The following is a 17,929-nucleotide window of genomic DNA, read 5'->3' as shown; positions in this document are numbered from 1 at the left end:
CTTCGTTCAAGTCCGGAGCGTACTTTTCAATGTTGTTCAAGAATAGCGCCGTCCAAGGCGCAATCGCTGCCTCGAGTTGTCTGGCATTCGGGTTCTGTCTGGTCCAAAGCGCTTCGGCTCAAACCACCGCACCGATGTCCGGCGCAACATCGCTGCCGCCGATCGAAGTCCAGGCCCGCCCGGCAAAACGGAATGCACCGAAATCGATCCAGGCCGGCCAGTCGTCCCGCTCCATTGTTCGCGGCCGACGAAATGCGAGCCGCGGCAGGAGCGCGCCGCCGGTGGCGAACGGCAACACGACACCGCAACGACCGGAAACCGCTTGGGGACCGGTGCAGGATTATGTCGCATCGCGCAGCGCCGCGGCAACCAAGACCGACGCACCGATCATGGAGACACCGCAGTCGATCTCGGTGGTGACGCGCAAGCAGATCGCCGACCGGGACGCTCAGACCGTCAACGATGCGATGAGGTACACCGCCGGTGTCCAGACCGATCTCTACGGACCGGATGCGCGCATGGACTGGTATTCGATCCGCGGCTTCAATCAGTCGACGTCCGGATTCTATCTGGACGGCCTCGGCCTGCCGCGCATCGAGAGCCCCGACACCTCCTGGTCGGCGGAGCCTTACGCGCTGGAGCGCGTCGACATCCTGAAGGGACCGAGTTCGGTCCTGTTCGGCCAGAACTATCCCGGCGGACTGGTCAGCCTGATCAGCAAGAAGCCCACCGAGGACCCGTTTCACGAAATCGGAGTCCAGTTCGGCACCTTCAACCGCAAGCAGGTGCAGTTCGACCTCAGCGGTCCGGCCAACGACGACCACACCTTGCTCTATCGGTTCACCGGAGTTGCGCGCGACAGCGACAGCTATGTCCACTACATGCCGGATGATCGGGTCTACCTCCAGCCGCAGATCACATATCAGCCGGACGCCTCGACCAAGCTCAACATCGAAGCGACCTACATGCACATCTCTACCGGCGGCGTCGCCGGCTATCTGCCGGCATCAGGCACCTTCCTGCCGAATCCGTATGGGCGCCTGTCCAACAGCTTCTTCGGCGGAGATCCAAACTACAACGCAACGACCAAGAACCAATATTCCATCGGCTATCAGTTCGAGCACAAGACCGATGAGGATTGGACCTTCCGGCAGAATATGCGGGTCGCGCATCTCGACTTCGCCTCCAAGGCGACCTTCGGGTGGTATCCGGGACTGGCGTCCGACCACGTGTCGCTCAGTCGCCTGAGCGGACTAGCCCAAGCCACGCTCACGACCTTCCACGTCGACAACCAGGCCGAGAAGAAGATCTCGACCGGCATTCTCGATCACACGCTGCTCTTTGGCGTCGATTACCAATATCAAGACACCAGTGTGATGAAGGGTTACGGATCGCTGCCGGATCTGAACATCTTCAATCCGGTGTATTTCCAGAGCTTCGTTGCTCCGGACTATAACGACACCCGCCTGCAGGGAAACTCCTCGCAGGCCGGCATCTATGCGCAGGACCAGATCAAGCTCGGACGCCTCACCGTCGTGCTCGGCGGTCGGGAGGATTTCGCGCGGACCAGCCAGTATGAGCAGGTCAACGACGTCACCAGCAAGCAGAACGACAGCGCGTTCAGCGGCCGCGTCGGCGCCATCTACAATTTCGACAGCGGCTTCGCACCCTATTACAACTATGCGCAGTCGTTCATTCCGCAAATCGGCTCGGACCGCAACGGACAGGGCTTCAAGCCGCTGACCGGCACCCAGAACGAGGTCGGCCTCAAATTCCAGCCGCCCGGCTCGCGCAGCATGTTCACGGTCGCGGCCTTCGATATCAGACAGCAGAACGGTCTGACGGCCGATCCGGTCAATCCGCTCTACTCCGTGGCGGTCGGCGAGACCCGGTCGCGCGGCATCGAGCTCGAGGCACTGGTCAGCCTGACCGAAGGCCTCGACCTGACGGCAGCCTACACCCGTCAGGAGGTGAAATTCACCAAGGCGAACGACGACACCCAGGGCAAGACGCCCTACAACACGCCGACCGACATGGCGTCGTTATGGGCCAAATATCATTTCAACGACGGCATGCTGGCGGGCTTCGGCCTCGGCGCCGGCGTTCGTTACATCGGAGAGACCTGGGGCGACAATCTCAACACATTCAGGGTCCCGGGATATGCGCTGATCGACGCCACGCTGTCCTACGAATATCAGAAGCATTGGCGGTTCGCCGTCAATGGCACCAACCTGTTCGATCGACGCAACGGCATGTGCTTCGAAACCTACGCCTGCTGGCTTGGCCCCGGACGGGCCGTGATCGGCAGCGTCTCCTACCGCTGGTGACGAGTGCGAGGCCCTACTGGTTGAGGATCGGCGGAATGTCCTTGAGCGCCTTCGGACCAGGCAGCGAGCTGAGATAGGCGTGGATGTCGGCGGCATCCTTGTCCGACAGCACGTCGGCCGAGAACGACGGCATGTCGTTCGGCGCCTCGCGCAGGAAGGCGATGAAGGACTCCACCGGCAGCGCGATCTGCGCCAGCGCAGGCGTCAGATAGTTAAAGCGGCCGCCCTGCCCGGCGCGGCCGTGGCATTCGAAGCAGCCGTCGGCGAGGTAGAGCCGCTTGCCGTTGACGGGATCGCCAGCCGGCGACGCGTCATCGGCGCGCGCGGCGATGCCGCCACCGGCGGCGAATGCCCCCGCGATCGCGGCGACGGTTGCGAGGCGTATCACGGATCGACCGATCGTCATCATCGCCATCCCCCTCAACGCTGATCCATCACGACGTCGAGCAGCGCCGGCTGGCCGCCCTTGACCATGGCGATCGCACGCTTCAGCGCCGGCGCAAGCTGGTTCGGGTCGTTGATCGGGCCCTCGCCATAGACGCCGAACCCCTTGGCGAGCGTCGCGTAGTCGACGAAGGGATCCTTGATCGTGGTGCCGATATCGGTGTTGGTGATGCCGCGGCCATGGCGCGCTGCCATCGCCTGCAGGTACATGTATTCCTGATGATAGGCGCGGTTGTTGTGCACGATGTAGAGCATCGGGATCTGGTGATGCGCGGCGGTCCATAGCGTCGACGGCACGAACATGAAATCGCCGTCGCCGCCGATCGCAACCGTCAATCGTCCATGCCGCTTGTTGGCGAGCGCAGCGCCCAGCGAGGCCGGCAGGGTATAGCCGACACCGCCACCGCCGGCGACGCCGTTCCATTGATAAGGCTTCTTGAAATCCCACAAGCGATGCGGCCATGCCAGGCCGATCGAGGTGCCGACCAGCGACCAATCCTCGTCCTTGATCTGGCTGTAGAGCTCGGCGCACAGCCGCGCCGTGGTGATCGGGCTCGCGTCCCAACCGATCGTGGCGTCGAGCTTCGCCTGCTCGACGGTGGCGAGCTTGGCCGCCGCGAGCTTCTTGCCGCGCGCGTCGAACGCCGCCTTGCGGCCCTCGTCGATCTGGCGCTTCACCTGCTCGGTCAATGTCGGCAGGCTTGCCTCGGCGTCGCCGGATATGTCGAGGTCGACCTCTTGGTAGCGGCCGAGATCCTGGTAGTTGGCCTTCATGTAGAGGCCGCGGGTGCCGAGCGTGACGATCCTGGCGGTCTTCTTGTAGCGCGGCTCCGAGGTGCGCACGATGCGATCGTGGAAATCGCTGAGCGTGCCCCAGATATCGTTGACCTCCATCGCCAGGATCAGATCGGCCTGCGACAGGATCGAGCGCCGGAACGACTGGTTGAGCGGATGGCGAGAGGGGAAGTTCATGCGGCCGTAATTGTCGATCACGGCGCATTGCAATGTCTCCGCGAGCTCGACCAGACGCGGCATGCCGGCCGGCGTGCGCGCCATGCGGTCGCACAGGATCACCGGGTTGTCGGCCGCGACCAGCATTTTGGCGAGCTCGGCCAGCGCCGCGTCGTCGCCTTGCGGCGGGACCGCGGCGGTGAATTTCGGGATGCGCAGGCGGTCGCGATTCTCGATCGGGTTTTCCTGCAATTCCTGGTCGAGCGACAGCATCACCGGCGCCATCGGCGGCGTGGTCGAAATCTTGTAGGCGCGCACCGCCGATTCAGCGAAATGCTGGAGCGAGGCCGGCTGATCGTCCCATTTGACGAAGTCGCGCGTCAACGCCGCGGGATCGATCGCCGAATGTGGCCATTCGGCGCCCGGCGCGCGCTTGTCGCCCTCCATGATGTTGCCGCCCATCACGATGACGGGGACGCGGTCGCACCAGGCGTTGTACATCGCCATCGAGGCATGCTGGAGCCCGACCACGCCGTGGCAGATCATGGCGAGCGGCTTGCCTTCCATCTTGGCGTAGCCCTGGCCCATATGCACCGCGATCTCTTCATGCGGGCAGGTGATGATCTCGGGCTTCCTGTTGCCGCCATGATTGATGACAGCCTCGTGCAGGCCGCGGAAGCTCGACGCGCAGTTCATCGCGAGATAGTCGATGTCGAGCGTCTTCAGCACGTCGACCATGAAGTCGCCGCCGCTCGACGTCTGATTGACCGGATCGGCCGGCGGCGGCGCCGCGTCGGCGGCCGCGAGCCGCGCTCCGGGAGGCGCAGCCTTGGGACGCTCTTCCGGAAGCGCCGGGATCGCGGCATTGGCCGCGGCCGGCGTACTCAGCGCGGCCGCGCCGGCGATCGTCGCTCCTTTCAGGAAATTCCGGCGGCTGGAATCGGGCGCGCCATCGCGGCGCGAGCTGCTTCGCTTCGACATGGTGTCCTCTCCGGGAACGTGACCAGATGCCTACGAGCTCGTTGTTGGTTGACGCCAGTGTCGTCCCCGATGTTGCGAACCGTCAAGACACAGACGCGTCAGCGAGCCGCACCAGCCGGGCCGCTCCGCGGAATCGGCGGGGGATCGGCAACAATCCAGTCACGCTTTTTCGCTCGCAGCGCGAACCACGCGAGGCGGGCGCGGGACCGTTTCGACAGGCATGAACATCTTGGCCATGGCGTCGGCGCAGACCTCCATGCCGGCGCGCTCTGCGCCATATTTTGGCCATAGCCCGTTTCTTAAAGGCCCGAGCGGGCCATGTCCCCGCCTCTGTTTTGCGTCGCCCGGCCGATGCGGTCGCTTCGCAACCTAATCGCAGATCATCGCTGCGCCCCTCCCACAATCAGGATGGTCTGCCAACAACAAGAGGACTTTGTAATGCGTAAAACTCTTGCGGCTGTCGCCGTGCTCCTGGCCTTTGCTTCGTCTGCTGCCGAAGCGCGCGGCCGCCATCATCATCGACACTATGCACACGCACATTCCGGTCGCCCGGCCGCGTGGTGCGGCTGGTTCATGCGCACCCAGGTCGGCAGCGATCCGGGTCCGCAGTACAATCTGGCGCGATCCTGGGCACGCTACGGCAGCAATGCCGGCGGTCCTTCGGTCGGCGCGATCGTCGTCTGGCGTCACCACGTCGGCAAGATCGTCGGCCACGAGAATGGCCAGTGGATCGTCACCAGCGGCAACGATGGACATGCGGTGCGCACGCGGCCGCGCTCGCTGGCCGGCGCCATCGCGTTCCGAAACGCCTACGCTTCGTTCTAGCGCGCTGTCGCGCGAAACTCGACAACGGGTTCGCGCGAGGAGAATGAGTCCGGAGCTTCGATTCCAACTCAATCGGAACCGAAGCTCCGCGGAACTCGCGATGCTGATGTCCTCGTGCGAGCTTGCAACCCGCAGCGATATACGAACCGTTCATCATCACGGCTTACGCTGAGTCAGGGTTTCGCCCTGAAGCCCTCAGACGGGCGTCGTCACCTGCGTTGACCGGGTGGCGGCGCCTTTTCAGGAATACGCAGGCGTGCCTCAAAGATCGAAGAAAGTCGCGGCCTCCTCCCGGACCACTCCTTATTGGTCGGCTGCTTGCGTCAGCCTCCGCAATGGCATGACCGTTTTCGTGGTGACGGGCGGGGTGCTCGGATTCCTGTTGGCCGCCAAGCACTATCTGTAGACATCACGGTCGCGTTCGAGCCGGCAGCATCGCCGAGGCTGGATCAAGCGATCCGCACAACGCCGGGAGCAGCTTCGGCACGGCCGAAGCGAGCCGTCGGAACATCCGAATTGTCACCGCCGCAGCGTCCGATACGCTCGCAGCAATTTCGACAATCGGCGGGTGTTCCGGGGGGAGCGATATGCCTGACGTTCTGGTTGAGATACGCGAAGGCTGGCTCGCCGGCCAAGGCAGCGAATTTCTGGCTGCCATTCAGGATGCGATCAGCGAGACATTGCGAACGCCGGTGCATGACAAGATCCTACGCCTTGTTCAGCACGCGCCGGACAGTTTCTCGATCCCGGATTGGACCGGTGAGCGGTTCACGCATATCGAGATCACGATGTTTCCCGGCCGATCCGTTGCGACAAAGCGCGCGCTCTACAAGGCCATCGTCGAGAACCTGGCGCGGTTCGGCGTGCCGGCCAACGACATCAAGATCATCCTGATCGAGGTGGCGCGCGAGAATGTCGGAATGCGCGGTGGCAACGCCGCGTCCGATTTCGACATCGGATACGAGACGGCCGTCTAGCCGTACAACGGTTCTGATTGGATCAGAACCGTTGCTCCAGATTGCTTTTCCGATGCGCTTGTTCACGCGAAGCAGCGACGGCCTCGCTCGAGAACACTCCAGCTTGCTTGCCGCAACGGTCTCGACAGTCCCCGCAACTCACGCCATCGCTGGCGCATTGCGGCGGCGATAGACCATGAACCCGATCCCCGCGAAGCCCAGGATCATCATCGCCCATGTCGAGGGCTCGGGGATGGCGGCAACCTGCGGAACGAATGGTGTTTGACCGGTCAGGCTCCCGTTCCCGATGTTGACATAGCCATTCACGTAGCTGTGCCCTATCGGGTCGCTGGCAAGCACGACGCTGATGATCCCACCGTTCACTTGCAGCAGGTAGGCGTTGCCGGAGAAGTTGAACTCGTCATTGATCGAAAATCCGTTGAACTGGCCGTTGTTGTACTGAATGGCCGCATTCGGATCGGTGACCGTGAAGTTGTGGCCGTTCACGCTGAAGCTGATCGATGGAACGGCGTTAGGAAAACTCGACAGAAAGACATTCACAAATCCGCTGCCCGCGCCGGGCACCAGATTGTTGTCGTAGACGAATGAGCCCGCATAGGTGTCGCCCGGCGACACGACGCCGGTGAACGGGGCCGAGACATTCGCGTTGCCGCCGAATATTCCGCCCGAGAAATTCACGCTGGTGTAGGTGTCGGCGCTGGCCGTGCCTGACATGAGGCCAAGTGCGAGCGCGGCGATGACGTATTTGAAATTCATCTCACTCTCCCAACTATTATTGCTTAGTATTTCTATTTATTAACAATTTATTTCTGAAATTGATACACAATTCGAGATACGCGCTTAATCGCAAGCAACTGCAATGAGTTAGCGGTCGCTCTCTGACGTATCTGGGACGGCGGACGCGCCGGCATGTATTCATCGGCGAGGCGCACGTCTCCACTCGGCGTGCCCGCCTCAACGATCCCGGAGATGCCTGAGATAGGCGCAGAACATGTCGGCCATGGCGTCGGCATGGGCCTTGATCTCCGCGCGCGTTCGCGGGCTTTCCGAGAAATGCTTGCCGACCGTGCTCAGCGTCGTCGTGATCAGACCGCCGGCCGTCGCGCGGATCGCGTCGGAAGCGTCCGGCAAAGCCTCGCGCATGAAGACCGCGACGATGCGCTCGCCCGATGCCCGCACCTCGCGCGCTTCGGGCGCGTCACGATAGAGCGGGGCTGCGTCATTGAGCGCGACGCGCACCGCGGCCTCCTCGCATTCGGAACGGATGAAGGCGTGCACCAGCGCGCGCAGCCGGTCCAGGGGCGGCCGCGTGGCGTCTTCGAGGATATCGCGCAGCATCACCGTGGTCTGCCGCCACTCGTCGCTCTGTAGCCGGAACAGGATCGAGGCCTTGTTCGGGAAATACTGGTACAGCGAGCCGACGCTGACGCCGGCCCTCTCGGCCACCCGCGCCGTGGTGAAACGCTGCGCCCCCTCCTTCGTCAAAACCTGAACAGCGGCATCGAGAATGGCCGCGACGAGCTCGCTCGAGCGGGCCTGTTGCGGCTGCTTTCGCGAGGAAATTGAAGACGTTCGCCGCCTGGCCATGGACGCCCTATGAGCACTTTGGGGAATGCGATTAGCGAATGCGACTAATTATTCGTATTTCTGGCGAGGCGCAAGGACGCGCCGTTGACGAACCGGAGACCAGATATGACCACCCTCACCTCACCGAAACTCGCGGGCTTGCTCGATCGCCTGTTCGAGCAGGCTTCCGCCGCGGTGGAGCAAACCCAGCTCGCGGTCGCCGACCTTTCCGACGAGGAACGGGATCGCCTGATGCAGAGCAGGACCGACTACCGCGCGCTCTACGAGCGGTTCAAGAATGCGCCGCTCGCGGTCTCGCGCGACACCGGCGCGCTGCTCTACATGCTGGCGCGCGGCGCTCGCGCGCGCAACATCGTCGAATTCGGCACCTCGTTCGGGATCTCGACGCTGCATCTTGCCGCCGCGCTGCGCGACAATGGCGGCGGACACCTGATCACCAGCGAGTTCGAGCCGTCCAAGGTGGCGCGCGCCCGCGACAATCTCGTCGCCGGTGGTCTCGACGACCTCATCGAGATCCGCGAAGGCGACGCGCTCACGACGCTGCGCACCGGTCTGCCCGATACGATCGACCTCGTGCTGCTCGACGGCGCCAAGGCGCTCTATCCCGACATCCTCGATCTCGTCGAGAGCCGCCTGAAGCCCGGCGCCTTCGTCGTCGCCGACAACGCCGACTACAGCCCCGACTATCTGGCGCGGGTGCGCGCGCCGGCGAACGGCTACCTGTCGGTGCCGTTCGGCGGAGACGTCGAGCTGTCGATGCGGCTCGGCTGACGCCGGAATGCAAGACGCGCGCGATCAGGCTGTCTTGATCTTGTCGACGATGGCGGACAATCGCGCGCGCTTTGCGGGGTCGGTGACCTGCGCAACGGTGGTTTCGAGGTCCTCGATCACGCTATCGACCTCCCACTTGGCTTTGCCTTCGGCAATCACATCCTCCGCAAGGTCGTCAGCCTTGTCGGCCTCGCCCAGGTCAAAAGCTGCGACGAGCAGCGTCGGGCGGTACCATCGGTCGGCGATCTGTAGCCGCCTCGCGCGCTCGCAGGCCGCGATGACCGCACGAAGGGTCGTCTGCGCGCGCTCCTCATCACCTGCTTTTCCCCGCCGCCGATAGAGTCGCGGCAGATTGCTGGAGCAATAATAGGCGTTGAGATCAAGGTCCATTCCCTGCTCATAGCAGCAGATCGCCTTGGCAAGGGCTTCCTTGCACTCGGATGCGCTCGCCGTCGGTGCCTTGGAGAGGCGCTTGTAGCGACCGCCCATCAGGCCAAAGCGTTCCGGCGTTGGCCCCGCGAGATCAATCAGTGTCTGGATTTCGGCGACGGCCCGAACATCGTCGCCTATCTGGGCAACAGCGAATGCGCGATTTTCCTGCACCTCCGCCTGGTTCGCGAAGCGCTTGGGGAGTCCGCTGGTGTAGTCGAGCAGGACGTTCCAATCCGCTTTGGTATCGACGCAGTCGCGCAACAACAGCAACAAGGCGAGGGCCTTCGCGTAGCTTAGGGGTGGATTCGCCTCCACGGCGACCAGTGCCTGCGCGCGCTTCATGCGCTCCGCCTTGGGTGCCGCACGCACCGCCCGAATCTTGGTCTGGAATTCGGCCTGCTCGGCGAGTTGATCCCGCATGGTTATCGCCTTCGCCGGATCGACCTTGCAGGGATAGCCAGGGATCGACTGGTGCATCGGCGAAACTCCGTCACGACGCGCCTCGATCTGATCCTTGATCGCGCCCTGCACGGCGACGGCGGTCGCCTCGGTAATCTCGCCTTCGGGCAGCGGATATCGAATGGTTCGCATCTGCGCGACGTCGAACAGTGGCTTGGACCAGTCGGCCGCGAGCAGGACACACCCTGTCTCCTGCGACGCGTGGCGAATACCGACCTCGTAATACACGTTGCCGTTCGGGATCGTCATGTCGGCCAGCACCAGATCGGCGAAGTAGAGCCGCTCCAGCATCTCGCTGATGATCAATGCGCTGGTGTCCTGGTCAGCGCGCACCGGCTCATACTTGAGCGCCTTGATAACCGGGACATAGCAACGATCCCACAACGCGTTGAAGTCAATCTCGGTCGGCCCACGCCCCGGCTCAGCCTGGGTCGCCTTGCGGCCGTAAGGCATGATCATGAAACATGACGGCATTCCTGAAATCTCCTAGTCCCATAATTTTTTCGTATCCAGCCAGTAAACCCACGTCGTCTTGCGCCCCGCCTCGTCCATCAGGTGCTTGGCGCCGCCGGGACCATCGCCGCCTTCGCCGTTCCACAGGCAGATGAAGGCAAGTTTCTTGTCGCCAAACCGGGCGGCGCGCTCCAGCATCCATTGATTGTCGCGCTCATAGGCGTTCTCACCGGCCGGCAGCGGACCCAGTTCGTCCGGCATGACATGGAGCGTCGCCTTCGATTTCGCAGCAAAATAGCGCGCGCGCCAGTCGCCGCCGGCGAAATCGACCGATCCAGCAAGGAACGTCGGCTCGTCGAACGGAATATAGATTTCAAGCCGCATGCCCTGCGCGAGCGCGGCTTCCGCAAACAGCAGATCGCCGCCGCAGGCGCCGCCGCAAATCGCAAGATCGCCCTTGGTGACACCGATCTTCGCCAGCGCGTCGGCGATCGCAGCGGCCGCAACGGCCTCCTTGTCCGGTGGAAAGCGTGGGGTCTTTCGATCTGGCGCATCGATCATGTGACCGCTGAAGAGAACCACCGTGTTCGGTGACTTGGCGTCTTGTTCGGTAGCCATCGCGACACCTCGACTTAATGATTGGATCATCGTGTCCAGGTGACGAACTTAACCGAAGGCGAATTCCTTGTCGAAGCCGGGATCGGCGTGTCGCGACGCGCCGGTACGCGCGGCATCACGCGATATCGAAGGCCTGCGGGAAGTGTTCCGGCTTGACCTGCACCTTCGCGGCGAGCGCGCCGATCCCGGCGAGCTCGTCCATGTTGCTCGGGTCGTCCATCGCGGCGACCTTCGCAACCGCGTCCGCGGTCCGGTCGATGGCGAGCTTGTCCTTCAACCACGCGGTTTCCAGCAGCACATTGTAGCGCGCATAGGTCGCGAGCTGCGGTCCGCCCTGGCTATCGGCCAGCATATCCGTGACCGCACGATCGATCGACCACGGGGTCAGGCACTTGGTGAGCCATTGCAGCATGCCGTGATTGACCCGTCCGCAATCGTCCATGAGCGATTGCAGCGACCGCACGCCCTGTTCCGCCGCCGGCATACGGAGGATCTGCTCCGTCGAATATGTCGCCTTGAATACGCCCGTGCCGGCAGAAATCAGCAGCAGCCTGTCGTGGCCGCTTTGCCAGCGGAAACCGTGGCCGTTGAGGGCAGCGAGCATCAGGAGCTGCAAGGCGGGATCGTTGAACGGGCTGACGCCGCCGTCGACAAAGGCGCCATTGACCGTGTGACCGTCGCGCGCCGAAATCGTGATCTCCTCCGGCTTGAAATAGGTCGGCGCCGCGGTGCTGGCGCGAACGACTTGTGTCAGCCGCAGTGCACCGTCCTGTTTGGCAAAGGGCGCGTCCGGATGATTGTGCAGCGGCCAGGGACTGCCGGTGTCGAGCCGCTTGGTCATGATCATCAGGCCGGTGCGGATACGATCGCCGCCGAGCACGGTATCGGCGCCGAGCTGCGCATCGAGCGCGTGCTGCAAGGCGTCGGAATCGAATTTCGGGGCCAGCAGCCCGCGGCGCCAGAACGATTCCTGGAAGATGTCGGTGCCGATCCCGCGATACAGCTTCTTCAAGGCGTCCACGGTCATGCCGCAGGCGAGCCCGGCCGCGATGATCGATCCGGTGGAAGTGCCGCCGATCAGATCGAAATAGTCGCACAGCAGCAGCTCGCGGTTTTTGTATCGGTCGCGCAAATGCGTCTCGATCGCAGCCAGGTATTCGAGCGTCAGGATGCCGCGAATGCCGCCACCGTCGAGCGCAAGGATCCGCTTCGGGCCGGCTTCGCGATCAAGATGCTGCTGCTTCGTCTTCGGCATGACTGCCCCCGCACAATGACTTTCGCTGATCTCGATCCGGCCGACCGATCACGGCCGAAGGCTCAATTGGTCGGACACCCTCGCGCCAACAGCGCCAGGGCTTCAAATGAAGCGATGCGTTCAAGTCGACGCATCCGCCAAATTTCGAAAAATCTTAGCCAGTCATCACGGAGCACGACGAGCACAGCACGCCGGCTCCCTTGGCATTCTGCACGCAGCACATCCTAGGGTATAGTGAGATATTTCACTGGCAGGCGGTTTTTCTTTTTCGCGTCCGGCGATCGCAGGTTTCAGAGCCGGGCTATCATGGATGCGCGGCAAGACGTGCAGCCGCGGCATCCGGCCGATGCGACACGGCCAGCCGTCGCATAAAGTTCATGCAGATCGGATTTTGCCATGCCCAATGATTTCTCGGTCTTTATCAGCCATCGCGCCGAAGACAGATTTCTTGCACGGCTTTTGAAAGCACGGCTCGAATATCTCAGCAGCCTGGACGATCAGCGTTCGCTGGAATGCTTCGTGTGCGAGGAGATTCCCGGCGGCGCGGAATGGCGGCAATGGATGATCGACAACACGGCGAAAGCCGACTGCTTGATCTTCATCCACACCAATGCCGAGCACAATTGGACGTGGTGCGCCTCGGAGATTTCCCAATTCGACGGCTACAAGCGCGCGCTGAAGCTCACGTCAAAGGTGCTGTGGTTCTCGGTCGACAGCTCGCCCTCGTTTCCGATGCTGGCGGAGAACGAGTTCTACGGGATCGGCGACGACGAGGTCCGGCGGTTCCTCGAGGATCTGTTCGTGCGGCCGACGTTCGGCGCGGTGCCGCTGCGGCCGAAGCTGAACGCCAATCACGCCCGCGACTTCAACGAGGCGGTGAAGGACCTGCACGCGCAATTCATGCAGATCACCCGGCCGGAAGAGTTGTTTCGTCTGCGGCTTCGCGTCGTATTCAGCGACGAGCTGTCGTTCCGGCAGAAGGCCGATACCCTGAAGGCATTGCCGCCCACGGACCGTGCGCGTGGATTCCTGAGGGATGCCAAGCTGGAGGCGGATCCCGCCACCACCACGCTGCTGTCCGGCCCCGATACGGCCAATCTCGACTGGCAGGATCTGCTCAGCGCCCAGAACCGCTACGACAGCGGCGCCTGGCTCGACGAGCTGACGAGCTATGTCGCGAACTCGTTCTCCGACGTCGATGTCGCCAGCCGGCGCAGCCGCGAGCAGGTCCTCAGCCCGATCTTCCGCGATCTGAAGCTGTATCAGCCGGTGATCGCCCGGCTCGAATATCTCGACAACACGCCGTTCTCGGTCGTCATCATCTTCGTGCCGATGCCGCCCTTCAGCGAAGACCCGAGGCTGATGGTCGCGCAGAACATGCCAAAGGACATCGTCTTCCTCTCGATCCTGCTGCGACTGGCGCGACGCTTCAGATGGTCGTTTCTCGAGCCGCTCTACAACGCCGTCGAGGACCTCGACGAGGATTGCAGCGCCAAGCGATGGGACGATCTGCTGCAACGCTACCACGAATGCCTGGAAAATCTCGATTCGATCCTGCGGCAGGGCAACATGCGCGAGCTCGAAACCGTCGGCGACATCAAATCGACGATCAATATCGCCGACGATGCTCTGTTGAAGGAGATGTTCAAGGATTGGGGGACGTTTCAGGCCCGGCTTGCGCAGGCGATCGAGAAGAAGTCGCCGGGCGACGTGCGGCAAACGCTGGAGCCCTGGCTGAAGCGCAACAAGGACTTCATGAAGCAACTGCTCGTCGAAACCCAAGGCAAGGTGGAGAAGCTGCGGCCTCTGGAGGCCCGCTGACGCGCGTGCAGCGCGGCTGCGGCTGGACCGGCCGTGCCGCTCAGATCATCGAGGCGACGCGCTCGAGGCCGATCAGGCGTGCGAGCGAACGGACCTCGTTCTTCTGATCCTCGCGAAGCTGGAACAGCAACGGCATCGCTGCCGACTTCAGCTGCTGGACTTCCTCGGAGTCGGGATCGATCGGCATGGCGCCGGCGGCGGGATCGCCCTGGCGCTTGGCGTGGATCTTGCGGGCGACGGCGCGCAGCGCGGTCTCGACCGCGGGCCAGTAATATTCCTGCGACGACGACAGCTTGAGCCGGTCCTTGATTCCGGCGATCTGGGCATCGCTGAGCAGCGCATAGTTCTTCTGCGGCGCCGGCCTGGCGGCGGCCTTCGGCTTCGGCGGCGCGACAGCCGCGGCCGGTGCGACCACCGGTTCGGCGATCTTCGGCTGGACGGCGTCGACCGCGTCGTTGACCTTCGGCAGGCCGATATCGGCCGGCTCGGCGGAGGCGTAGGCCTGACGCACCGTGTCGGTCACGCCCGGAATAGCGGCCTGGGCTCGCAACAGCAGCGGCGACGGATTGGCGGGCGGCTCGGTCGACTGCGGCACCTCGAACGAGGCCGCGGCAAGCGTCGTGACGGCGAGCTTGTCCTGCTTGCTGGCGCGATTGGCGACCGGACCGATATCGGCCCGTGCTGCCGGCAGGCTGTCACGGCCCAAAATGGCTGTGATCGCGGCGCCTGCGAGAAGGAAGCATGTCAGCGCGGCGAGGGTGATGGCTCTGGTCAAAAACAACTCCATTCCCGGCCGGTGTCATCGCAAACTGCGGACCAAATGCGGCGTTAGCGTGCCGCGACGACGCCAATTGGGTGAAATTCGTCCCGAAACGGCCCGAAAATCAGGCCGCAAGGTCGAGTTCGTAGGCTTCCTGGATGTCCGCGACGATCTCATGCGCCGTCCACAGCGCTCCGGGCTGGACCGAATGCAGGCTGACCGTCCAGTTGGTGCGGCGGGTCGGCGGCGTCCTGACGATATCGAATTCGACCTGACGGCAGAGCGGATGCCGTTGCAGGGCGTAGAACACCCGGGTCCGGAGTTCGTCGAGCGATGCCGGGGTTTTGGCAAAGAGCGCCTCAAGGGCCATGTCGCGTTCCCACAACTGCCGGGCGGCCAGCCGTAGCGGCGGACCATCCCATGACGCCATTGTTGGGACTGGCATGGTTAATGCCGCGTTAAGTGGAGCGGCAGGATTTCAGCAATCGCCTGGACTTAACCGAGCCGCCCCCGCGCGCTGGCGGCCTCGTACTCCGCGATCGTCTGCGCCACGAGGTCGTCGACCGCGAGCACCCCGGTCACCCCGGAGGTGGAGTGACCGCCACTCCAGATGTCGCGCCAGCGCTTCGGGCGGCTTTCGCGGGCGCCGATGTCGATGTCCTTGCCGATGTCGATCGCGCCGCGCGCCGGCAGGTCGTCGGGATCGAGACCGGCGGCCTCGATCGAGGGCCGCAGCATGTTGGTCTGCAAACCGGTGAACGCCGTCGTGAGCAAGATGTCATCTGCGGTCGCATCGACCAGCATCTGCTTGTATCTGGCGTCCGCCATGCTCTCGCGCGTCGCGATGAACTTGGTGCCCATATAGGCGAGGTCGCAGCCGAGCGCCTCCGCGGCGCGCAGCGCGTGGCCGTCGCTGATGCCGCCGGCGAGCACGATCGGGCCATCGAAGAAACCACGCACCGCGCGGACGAACACGAACGGATTGAGCCAGCCGGTCTGCCCGCCCGCGCCGGCGGTCAGCAGCACGAGCCCGTCGGCGCCGGCGGCGACCGCGCGCTCGGCATGGCGGATCGAGGCGACGTCGGCGAAAACGAGCGCGCCGGCATCGTGCAACGGCGCGAGCACCGGCGCCGGCGAGCCGACCGAGGTGATCACGAGCTCGGGCTCGTGCCGCAGCAGCACGGCGAGGTCCTGCTGTAGCCGCGCGTTGGAGCGGTGCACGATCAGGTTCGGACAGACCGGCGCCGCCGCCTTGCCGCTCGCATCGGCATGCGCTTGCAGGCGGCGCTCGATATCGCCGAGCCACGCATCGAGCTGTTCCGTCTCACGGCAATTCACGGTCGGAAACGAACCGATCACGCCGTTGCGGCAGGCGGCTACCACCAGCTCGACACCGGACACCAAGAACATCGGCGCCGCGATCAGCGGCAGCCGGAGACGATCATGAAAGCGCGCGAGGAGATCAGCGGACAAGTTGTTTCTTCCCTGACTCATTGTGTTAGCGTTGCCGGCAACATTGGCACGAGCGAAGCCAAAGACAAAGACGGGAGGGACACCAGATGAGCGATCCGCTCTATGCATTTCCGGCGGTGTGCGAACAGACCTTGCGGGCGCTGGCGCGCTATCCGTCACGCACCGCCTTCGCGTGGCCGGGCGGCTCGCTCAGTTATCAAGGCGCGACCGACCTGATCGGGCGGATGCAGAGCGTGTTCATGCAGCTCGGATTCGCGCCGGGCACCCGCGTCGCCATGCTCACCGCCAACCGCGCCGATACCTGGTGCGCCGGCGTCGCCGCGCAATTGTCGCGGCTCGCGATCACTTGGCTGCATCCGCTCGGCTCGCTCGACGACCAGTTGTTCCAGATCGAGGACTCCGAAGCCGAGATGCTGATCGTCGACGGCATCACGTTTCGCGACCGCGGCGGCGAGCTCGCGGCCAAGGCAGCGGGCCTGAAGAACGTATTCACGCTCGGCCCGGCGAGCTACGGCGTCGACCTGTTGCAGGTGGTCGAAGATGCCGGCAGCGCCAGCCCAAGGAGCTTTGCGCACTACGACGACATCGCGATCCTCAACTATACCGGCGGCACGACGGGCAAATCCAAGGGCGCGCTGCGCCATCATCGCGAGAATGCCGGCGCCACCACCGCGATCCTTGCCGACTTCGAGATTCCGGAGACGCCACGCTACCTGACGGTGGCGCCGATCAGTCATGTCGCGGGTACAAAAGTGCTGCCGACGCTGATGCGTGGCGGCACCGTGCACATGCTGAAGGGCTTCGATCCGGAAGCCGTGTTCAAGACCATCGAGCGCGAGAAGATCAACTTCACGCTGTTCGTGCCGACGATGATCTACGTGATGCTGGATCATCCGGCGCTTCCCAAGACCGACCTGTCCTCGCTCGAGCTGCTGCTCTACGGCGCATCGGCGATGTCGCCGAGCCGGCTGGTCGAGGGGATCGAGCGGATCGGCCCGGTGTTCTCGCAGCTCTACGGCCAGACCGAGTGCTATCCGATCTCGGTGCTGCGCAAGGCCGATCATGATCCGAAGACACCGGAGCTGTTCGCGTCCTGCGGCTTCCCGATCACCTCCTGCCAGGTCAAGATCCTCGACCAGGACGACCAGGAGGTCGCGACCGGCGAGGCCGGCGAGATCTGCGTGCGCGCCAGCCACGTGATGGCCGAATACTGGAAGCGGCCCGACATCACGGCCGAGACGCTGAAGAGCGGCTGGCTGCATACCGGCGACATCGCCCGCATGGACGAGCGCGGCTACATGTTCATCCTCGACCGCAAGAAGGACATGATCGTCTCCGGCGGCTTCAACATTTTCCCGCGCGAGGTCGAAGACGTGCTCTCCCAGCACGCCGACGTGGCGATGGTCGCCGTGGTCGGCGTGCCCGACGACAAATGGGGCGAGGCCGTCACCGCCGTCGTCGTGGCGCGCGAGGGCGCAGCACCCGACGCGGACGAACTGATCGGGCTGGTGAAGGCGAAAAAGGGCTCGGCGCATGCACCGAAGCAGATCCAGTTCGTCAAGGAGCTGCCGATGACCGGCGTCGGCAAGGTCGACAAGAAGGTGCTGAAGGCACGCTTCTGGACTGGTCGCGACCGCATGGTGGGGTGAGGACGCGGCTGCGCACAAATCTATCACCGTCATCCTGAGGAGGCCGCGCAGCGGCCGTCTCGAAGGATGCACGGCCCCGATGCAGCAGCGCGCGCTCTGCTCGCTTGCGGCAACAGAGGGGCCGTCGCCCTTCGAGACGCCGCTTC

Annotated in this window: 16 protein-coding genes and 1 pseudogene; 6 read left to right on the top strand and 11 right to left on the bottom strand. The window is 63.8% G+C overall.

The features are described 5' to 3' along the window. Positions 1 to 118: 118 nt before the first annotated feature. A complete protein-coding gene (locus B2W55_RS30615; RefSeq protein WP_291532726.1) occupies positions 119 to 295 on the bottom strand; it encodes a hypothetical protein in 177 nt (58 codons plus the stop codon). Between B2W55_RS30615 and B2W55_RS30610 the strand changes: the two genes are divergently transcribed. After that, positions 282 to 2,327, top strand: coding sequence for a TonB-dependent siderophore receptor (locus tag B2W55_RS30610; RefSeq protein ID WP_024579109.1), 2,046 nt, complete (start codon positions 282 to 284; stop codon positions 2,325 to 2,327). The two genes, B2W55_RS30615 and B2W55_RS30610, sit on opposite strands and share 14 nt — an antisense overlap. A gap of 13 nt (positions 2,328 to 2,340) precedes the next feature. Here the strand turns inward: B2W55_RS30610 and B2W55_RS30605 are convergent, their stop codons facing one another. Together B2W55_RS30605 and B2W55_RS30600 are read right to left on the bottom strand one after the other, a co-directional pair. After that, positions 2,341 to 2,733, bottom strand: coding sequence for a c-type cytochrome (locus B2W55_RS30605; protein WP_160306696.1), 393 nt, complete (start codon positions 2,731 to 2,733; stop codon positions 2,341 to 2,343). A 14-nt stretch (positions 2,734 to 2,747) separates the two neighbouring features. Beyond that, the gene (locus B2W55_RS30600; RefSeq protein WP_024579107.1) at positions 2,748 to 4,703 is read right to left on the bottom strand and encodes a thiamine pyrophosphate-binding protein; all 1,956 of its coding nucleotides are present in this window, start codon (positions 4,701 to 4,703) and stop codon (positions 2,748 to 2,750) included. A 573-nt stretch (positions 4,704 to 5,276) separates the two neighbouring features. Between B2W55_RS30600 and B2W55_RS30595 the strand changes: the two genes are divergently transcribed. Then, on the top strand, positions 5,277 to 5,528 hold the full coding sequence (locus B2W55_RS30595; protein ID WP_024579106.1) for a hypothetical protein: 252 nt from the start codon (positions 5,277 to 5,279) through the stop codon (positions 5,526 to 5,528). 587 nt (positions 5,529 to 6,115) lie between these two features. Then, positions 6,116 to 6,505, top strand: a complete 390-nt coding sequence (locus tag B2W55_RS30590; RefSeq protein ID WP_024579105.1) for a tautomerase family protein — start codon at positions 6,116 to 6,118, stop codon at positions 6,503 to 6,505. Between the two features lie 138 nt (positions 6,506 to 6,643). On the opposite strand, the pseudogene B2W55_RS34310 reads toward B2W55_RS30590, so the two are convergent. Further along, positions 6,644 to 6,739, bottom strand: a pseudogene (locus tag B2W55_RS34310) (PEPxxWA-CTERM sorting domain-containing protein); the annotation flags it as partial. A gap of 720 nt (positions 6,740 to 7,459) precedes the next feature. After that, complete coding sequence (locus B2W55_RS30580) at positions 7,460 to 8,092, bottom strand: TetR family transcriptional regulator (protein ID WP_024579103.1); 633 nt, start codon at positions 8,090 to 8,092, stop codon at positions 7,460 to 7,462. 105 nt (positions 8,093 to 8,197) lie between these two features. On the opposite strand from B2W55_RS30580, the gene B2W55_RS30575 reads away from it, so the two are divergent. Then, on the top strand, positions 8,198 to 8,863 hold the full coding sequence (locus B2W55_RS30575; protein ID WP_024579102.1) for an O-methyltransferase: 666 nt from the start codon (positions 8,198 to 8,200) through the stop codon (positions 8,861 to 8,863). A gap of 24 nt (positions 8,864 to 8,887) precedes the next feature. On the opposite strand, the gene B2W55_RS30570 is transcribed toward B2W55_RS30575, so the two are convergent. From B2W55_RS30570 to B2W55_RS30560, 3 genes are all read right to left on the bottom strand, one after another. Continuing rightward, the gene (locus B2W55_RS30570) at positions 8,888 to 10,213 is read right to left on the bottom strand and encodes a TRAFs-binding domain-containing protein (protein ID WP_024579101.1); all 1,326 of its coding nucleotides are present in this window, start codon (positions 10,211 to 10,213) and stop codon (positions 8,888 to 8,890) included. A gap of 27 nt (positions 10,214 to 10,240) precedes the next feature. After that, a complete protein-coding gene (locus tag B2W55_RS30565) occupies positions 10,241 to 10,825 on the bottom strand; it encodes a hypothetical protein (RefSeq protein ID WP_024579100.1) in 585 nt (194 codons plus the stop codon). A gap of 115 nt (positions 10,826 to 10,940) precedes the next feature. After that, positions 10,941 to 12,080 (bottom strand): patatin-like phospholipase family protein, encoded by a 1,140-nt coding sequence (locus B2W55_RS30560; RefSeq protein ID WP_024579099.1) that lies wholly within the window; start codon positions 12,078 to 12,080, stop codon positions 10,941 to 10,943. Between the two features lie 396 nt (positions 12,081 to 12,476). Between B2W55_RS30560 and B2W55_RS30555 the strand changes: the two genes are divergently transcribed. Then, on the top strand, positions 12,477 to 13,901 hold the full coding sequence (locus B2W55_RS30555; RefSeq protein ID WP_024579098.1) for a toll/interleukin-1 receptor domain-containing protein: 1,425 nt from the start codon (positions 12,477 to 12,479) through the stop codon (positions 13,899 to 13,901). 40 nt (positions 13,902 to 13,941) lie between these two features. On the opposite strand, the gene B2W55_RS30550 is transcribed toward B2W55_RS30555, so the two are convergent. The 3 genes from B2W55_RS30550 to B2W55_RS30540 form a co-directional block, all read right to left on the bottom strand. Next, positions 13,942 to 14,676: a hypothetical protein gene (locus B2W55_RS30550; protein ID WP_024579097.1), complete on the bottom strand. Its 735-nt coding sequence runs from the start codon at positions 14,674 to 14,676 to the stop codon at positions 13,942 to 13,944. 109 nt (positions 14,677 to 14,785) lie between these two features. Further along, complete coding sequence (locus B2W55_RS30545) at positions 14,786 to 15,031, bottom strand: hypothetical protein (RefSeq protein WP_024579096.1); 246 nt, start codon at positions 15,029 to 15,031, stop codon at positions 14,786 to 14,788. Positions 15,032 to 15,156: 125 nt separating this feature from the next. Beyond that, the gene (locus tag B2W55_RS30540) at positions 15,157 to 16,155 is read right to left on the bottom strand and encodes an NAD(P)H-dependent flavin oxidoreductase (RefSeq protein WP_371412422.1); all 999 of its coding nucleotides are present in this window, start codon (positions 16,153 to 16,155) and stop codon (positions 15,157 to 15,159) included. 65 nt (positions 16,156 to 16,220) lie between these two features. Between B2W55_RS30540 and B2W55_RS30535 the strand changes: the two genes are divergently transcribed. Further along, positions 16,221 to 17,783, top strand: coding sequence for an AMP-binding protein (locus B2W55_RS30535; protein ID WP_024579094.1), 1,563 nt, complete (start codon positions 16,221 to 16,223; stop codon positions 17,781 to 17,783). Positions 17,784 to 17,929: the final 146 nt, after the last annotated feature.

Source organism: Bradyrhizobium sp. UBA2491 (genome assembly GCF_002341725.1).
Taxonomy (GTDB): Bacteria; Pseudomonadota; Alphaproteobacteria; order Rhizobiales; family Xanthobacteraceae; genus Bradyrhizobium.
The sequence above is the reverse complement of the archived record's forward strand: the minus strand, read 5'-3'. Positions and strand labels throughout refer to the sequence as shown.

Coding starts and splice junctions, on each gene's coding strand:
- B2W55_RS30605 (WP_160306696.1), bottom strand. CDS start 2,733: ATGACGATCGGTCGATCCGTGATACGCCTCGCAACCGTCGCCGCGATC.
- B2W55_RS30600 (WP_024579107.1), bottom strand. CDS start 4,703: ATGTCGAAGCGAAGCAGCTCGCGCCGCGATGGCGCGCCCGATTCCAGC.
- B2W55_RS30595 (WP_024579106.1), top strand. CDS start 5,277: ATGCGCACCCAGGTCGGCAGCGATCCGGGTCCGCAGTACAATCTGGCG.
- B2W55_RS30590 (WP_024579105.1), top strand. CDS start 6,116: ATGCCTGACGTTCTGGTTGAGATACGCGAAGGCTGGCTCGCCGGCCAA.
- B2W55_RS30580 (WP_024579103.1), bottom strand. CDS start 8,092: ATGGCCAGGCGGCGAACGTCTTCAATTTCCTCGCGAAAGCAGCCGCAA.
- B2W55_RS30575 (WP_024579102.1), top strand. CDS start 8,198: ATGACCACCCTCACCTCACCGAAACTCGCGGGCTTGCTCGATCGCCTG.
- B2W55_RS30570 (WP_024579101.1), bottom strand. CDS start 10,213: ATGATCATGCCTTACGGCCGCAAGGCGACCCAGGCTGAGCCGGGGCGT.
- B2W55_RS30565 (WP_024579100.1), bottom strand. CDS start 10,825: ATGGCTACCGAACAAGACGCCAAGTCACCGAACACGGTGGTTCTCTTC.
- B2W55_RS30560 (WP_024579099.1), bottom strand. CDS start 12,080: ATGCCGAAGACGAAGCAGCAGCATCTTGATCGCGAAGCCGGCCCGAAG.
- B2W55_RS30555 (WP_024579098.1), top strand. CDS start 12,477: ATGCCCAATGATTTCTCGGTCTTTATCAGCCATCGCGCCGAAGACAGA.
- B2W55_RS30545 (WP_024579096.1), bottom strand. CDS start 15,031: ATGGCCCTTGAGGCGCTCTTTGCCAAAACCCCGGCATCGCTCGACGAA.
- B2W55_RS30540 (WP_371412422.1), bottom strand. CDS start 16,155: ATGAGTCAGGGAAGAAACAACTTGTCCGCTGATCTCCTCGCGCGCTTT.
- B2W55_RS30535 (WP_024579094.1), top strand. CDS start 16,221: ATGAGCGATCCGCTCTATGCATTTCCGGCGGTGTGCGAACAGACCTTG.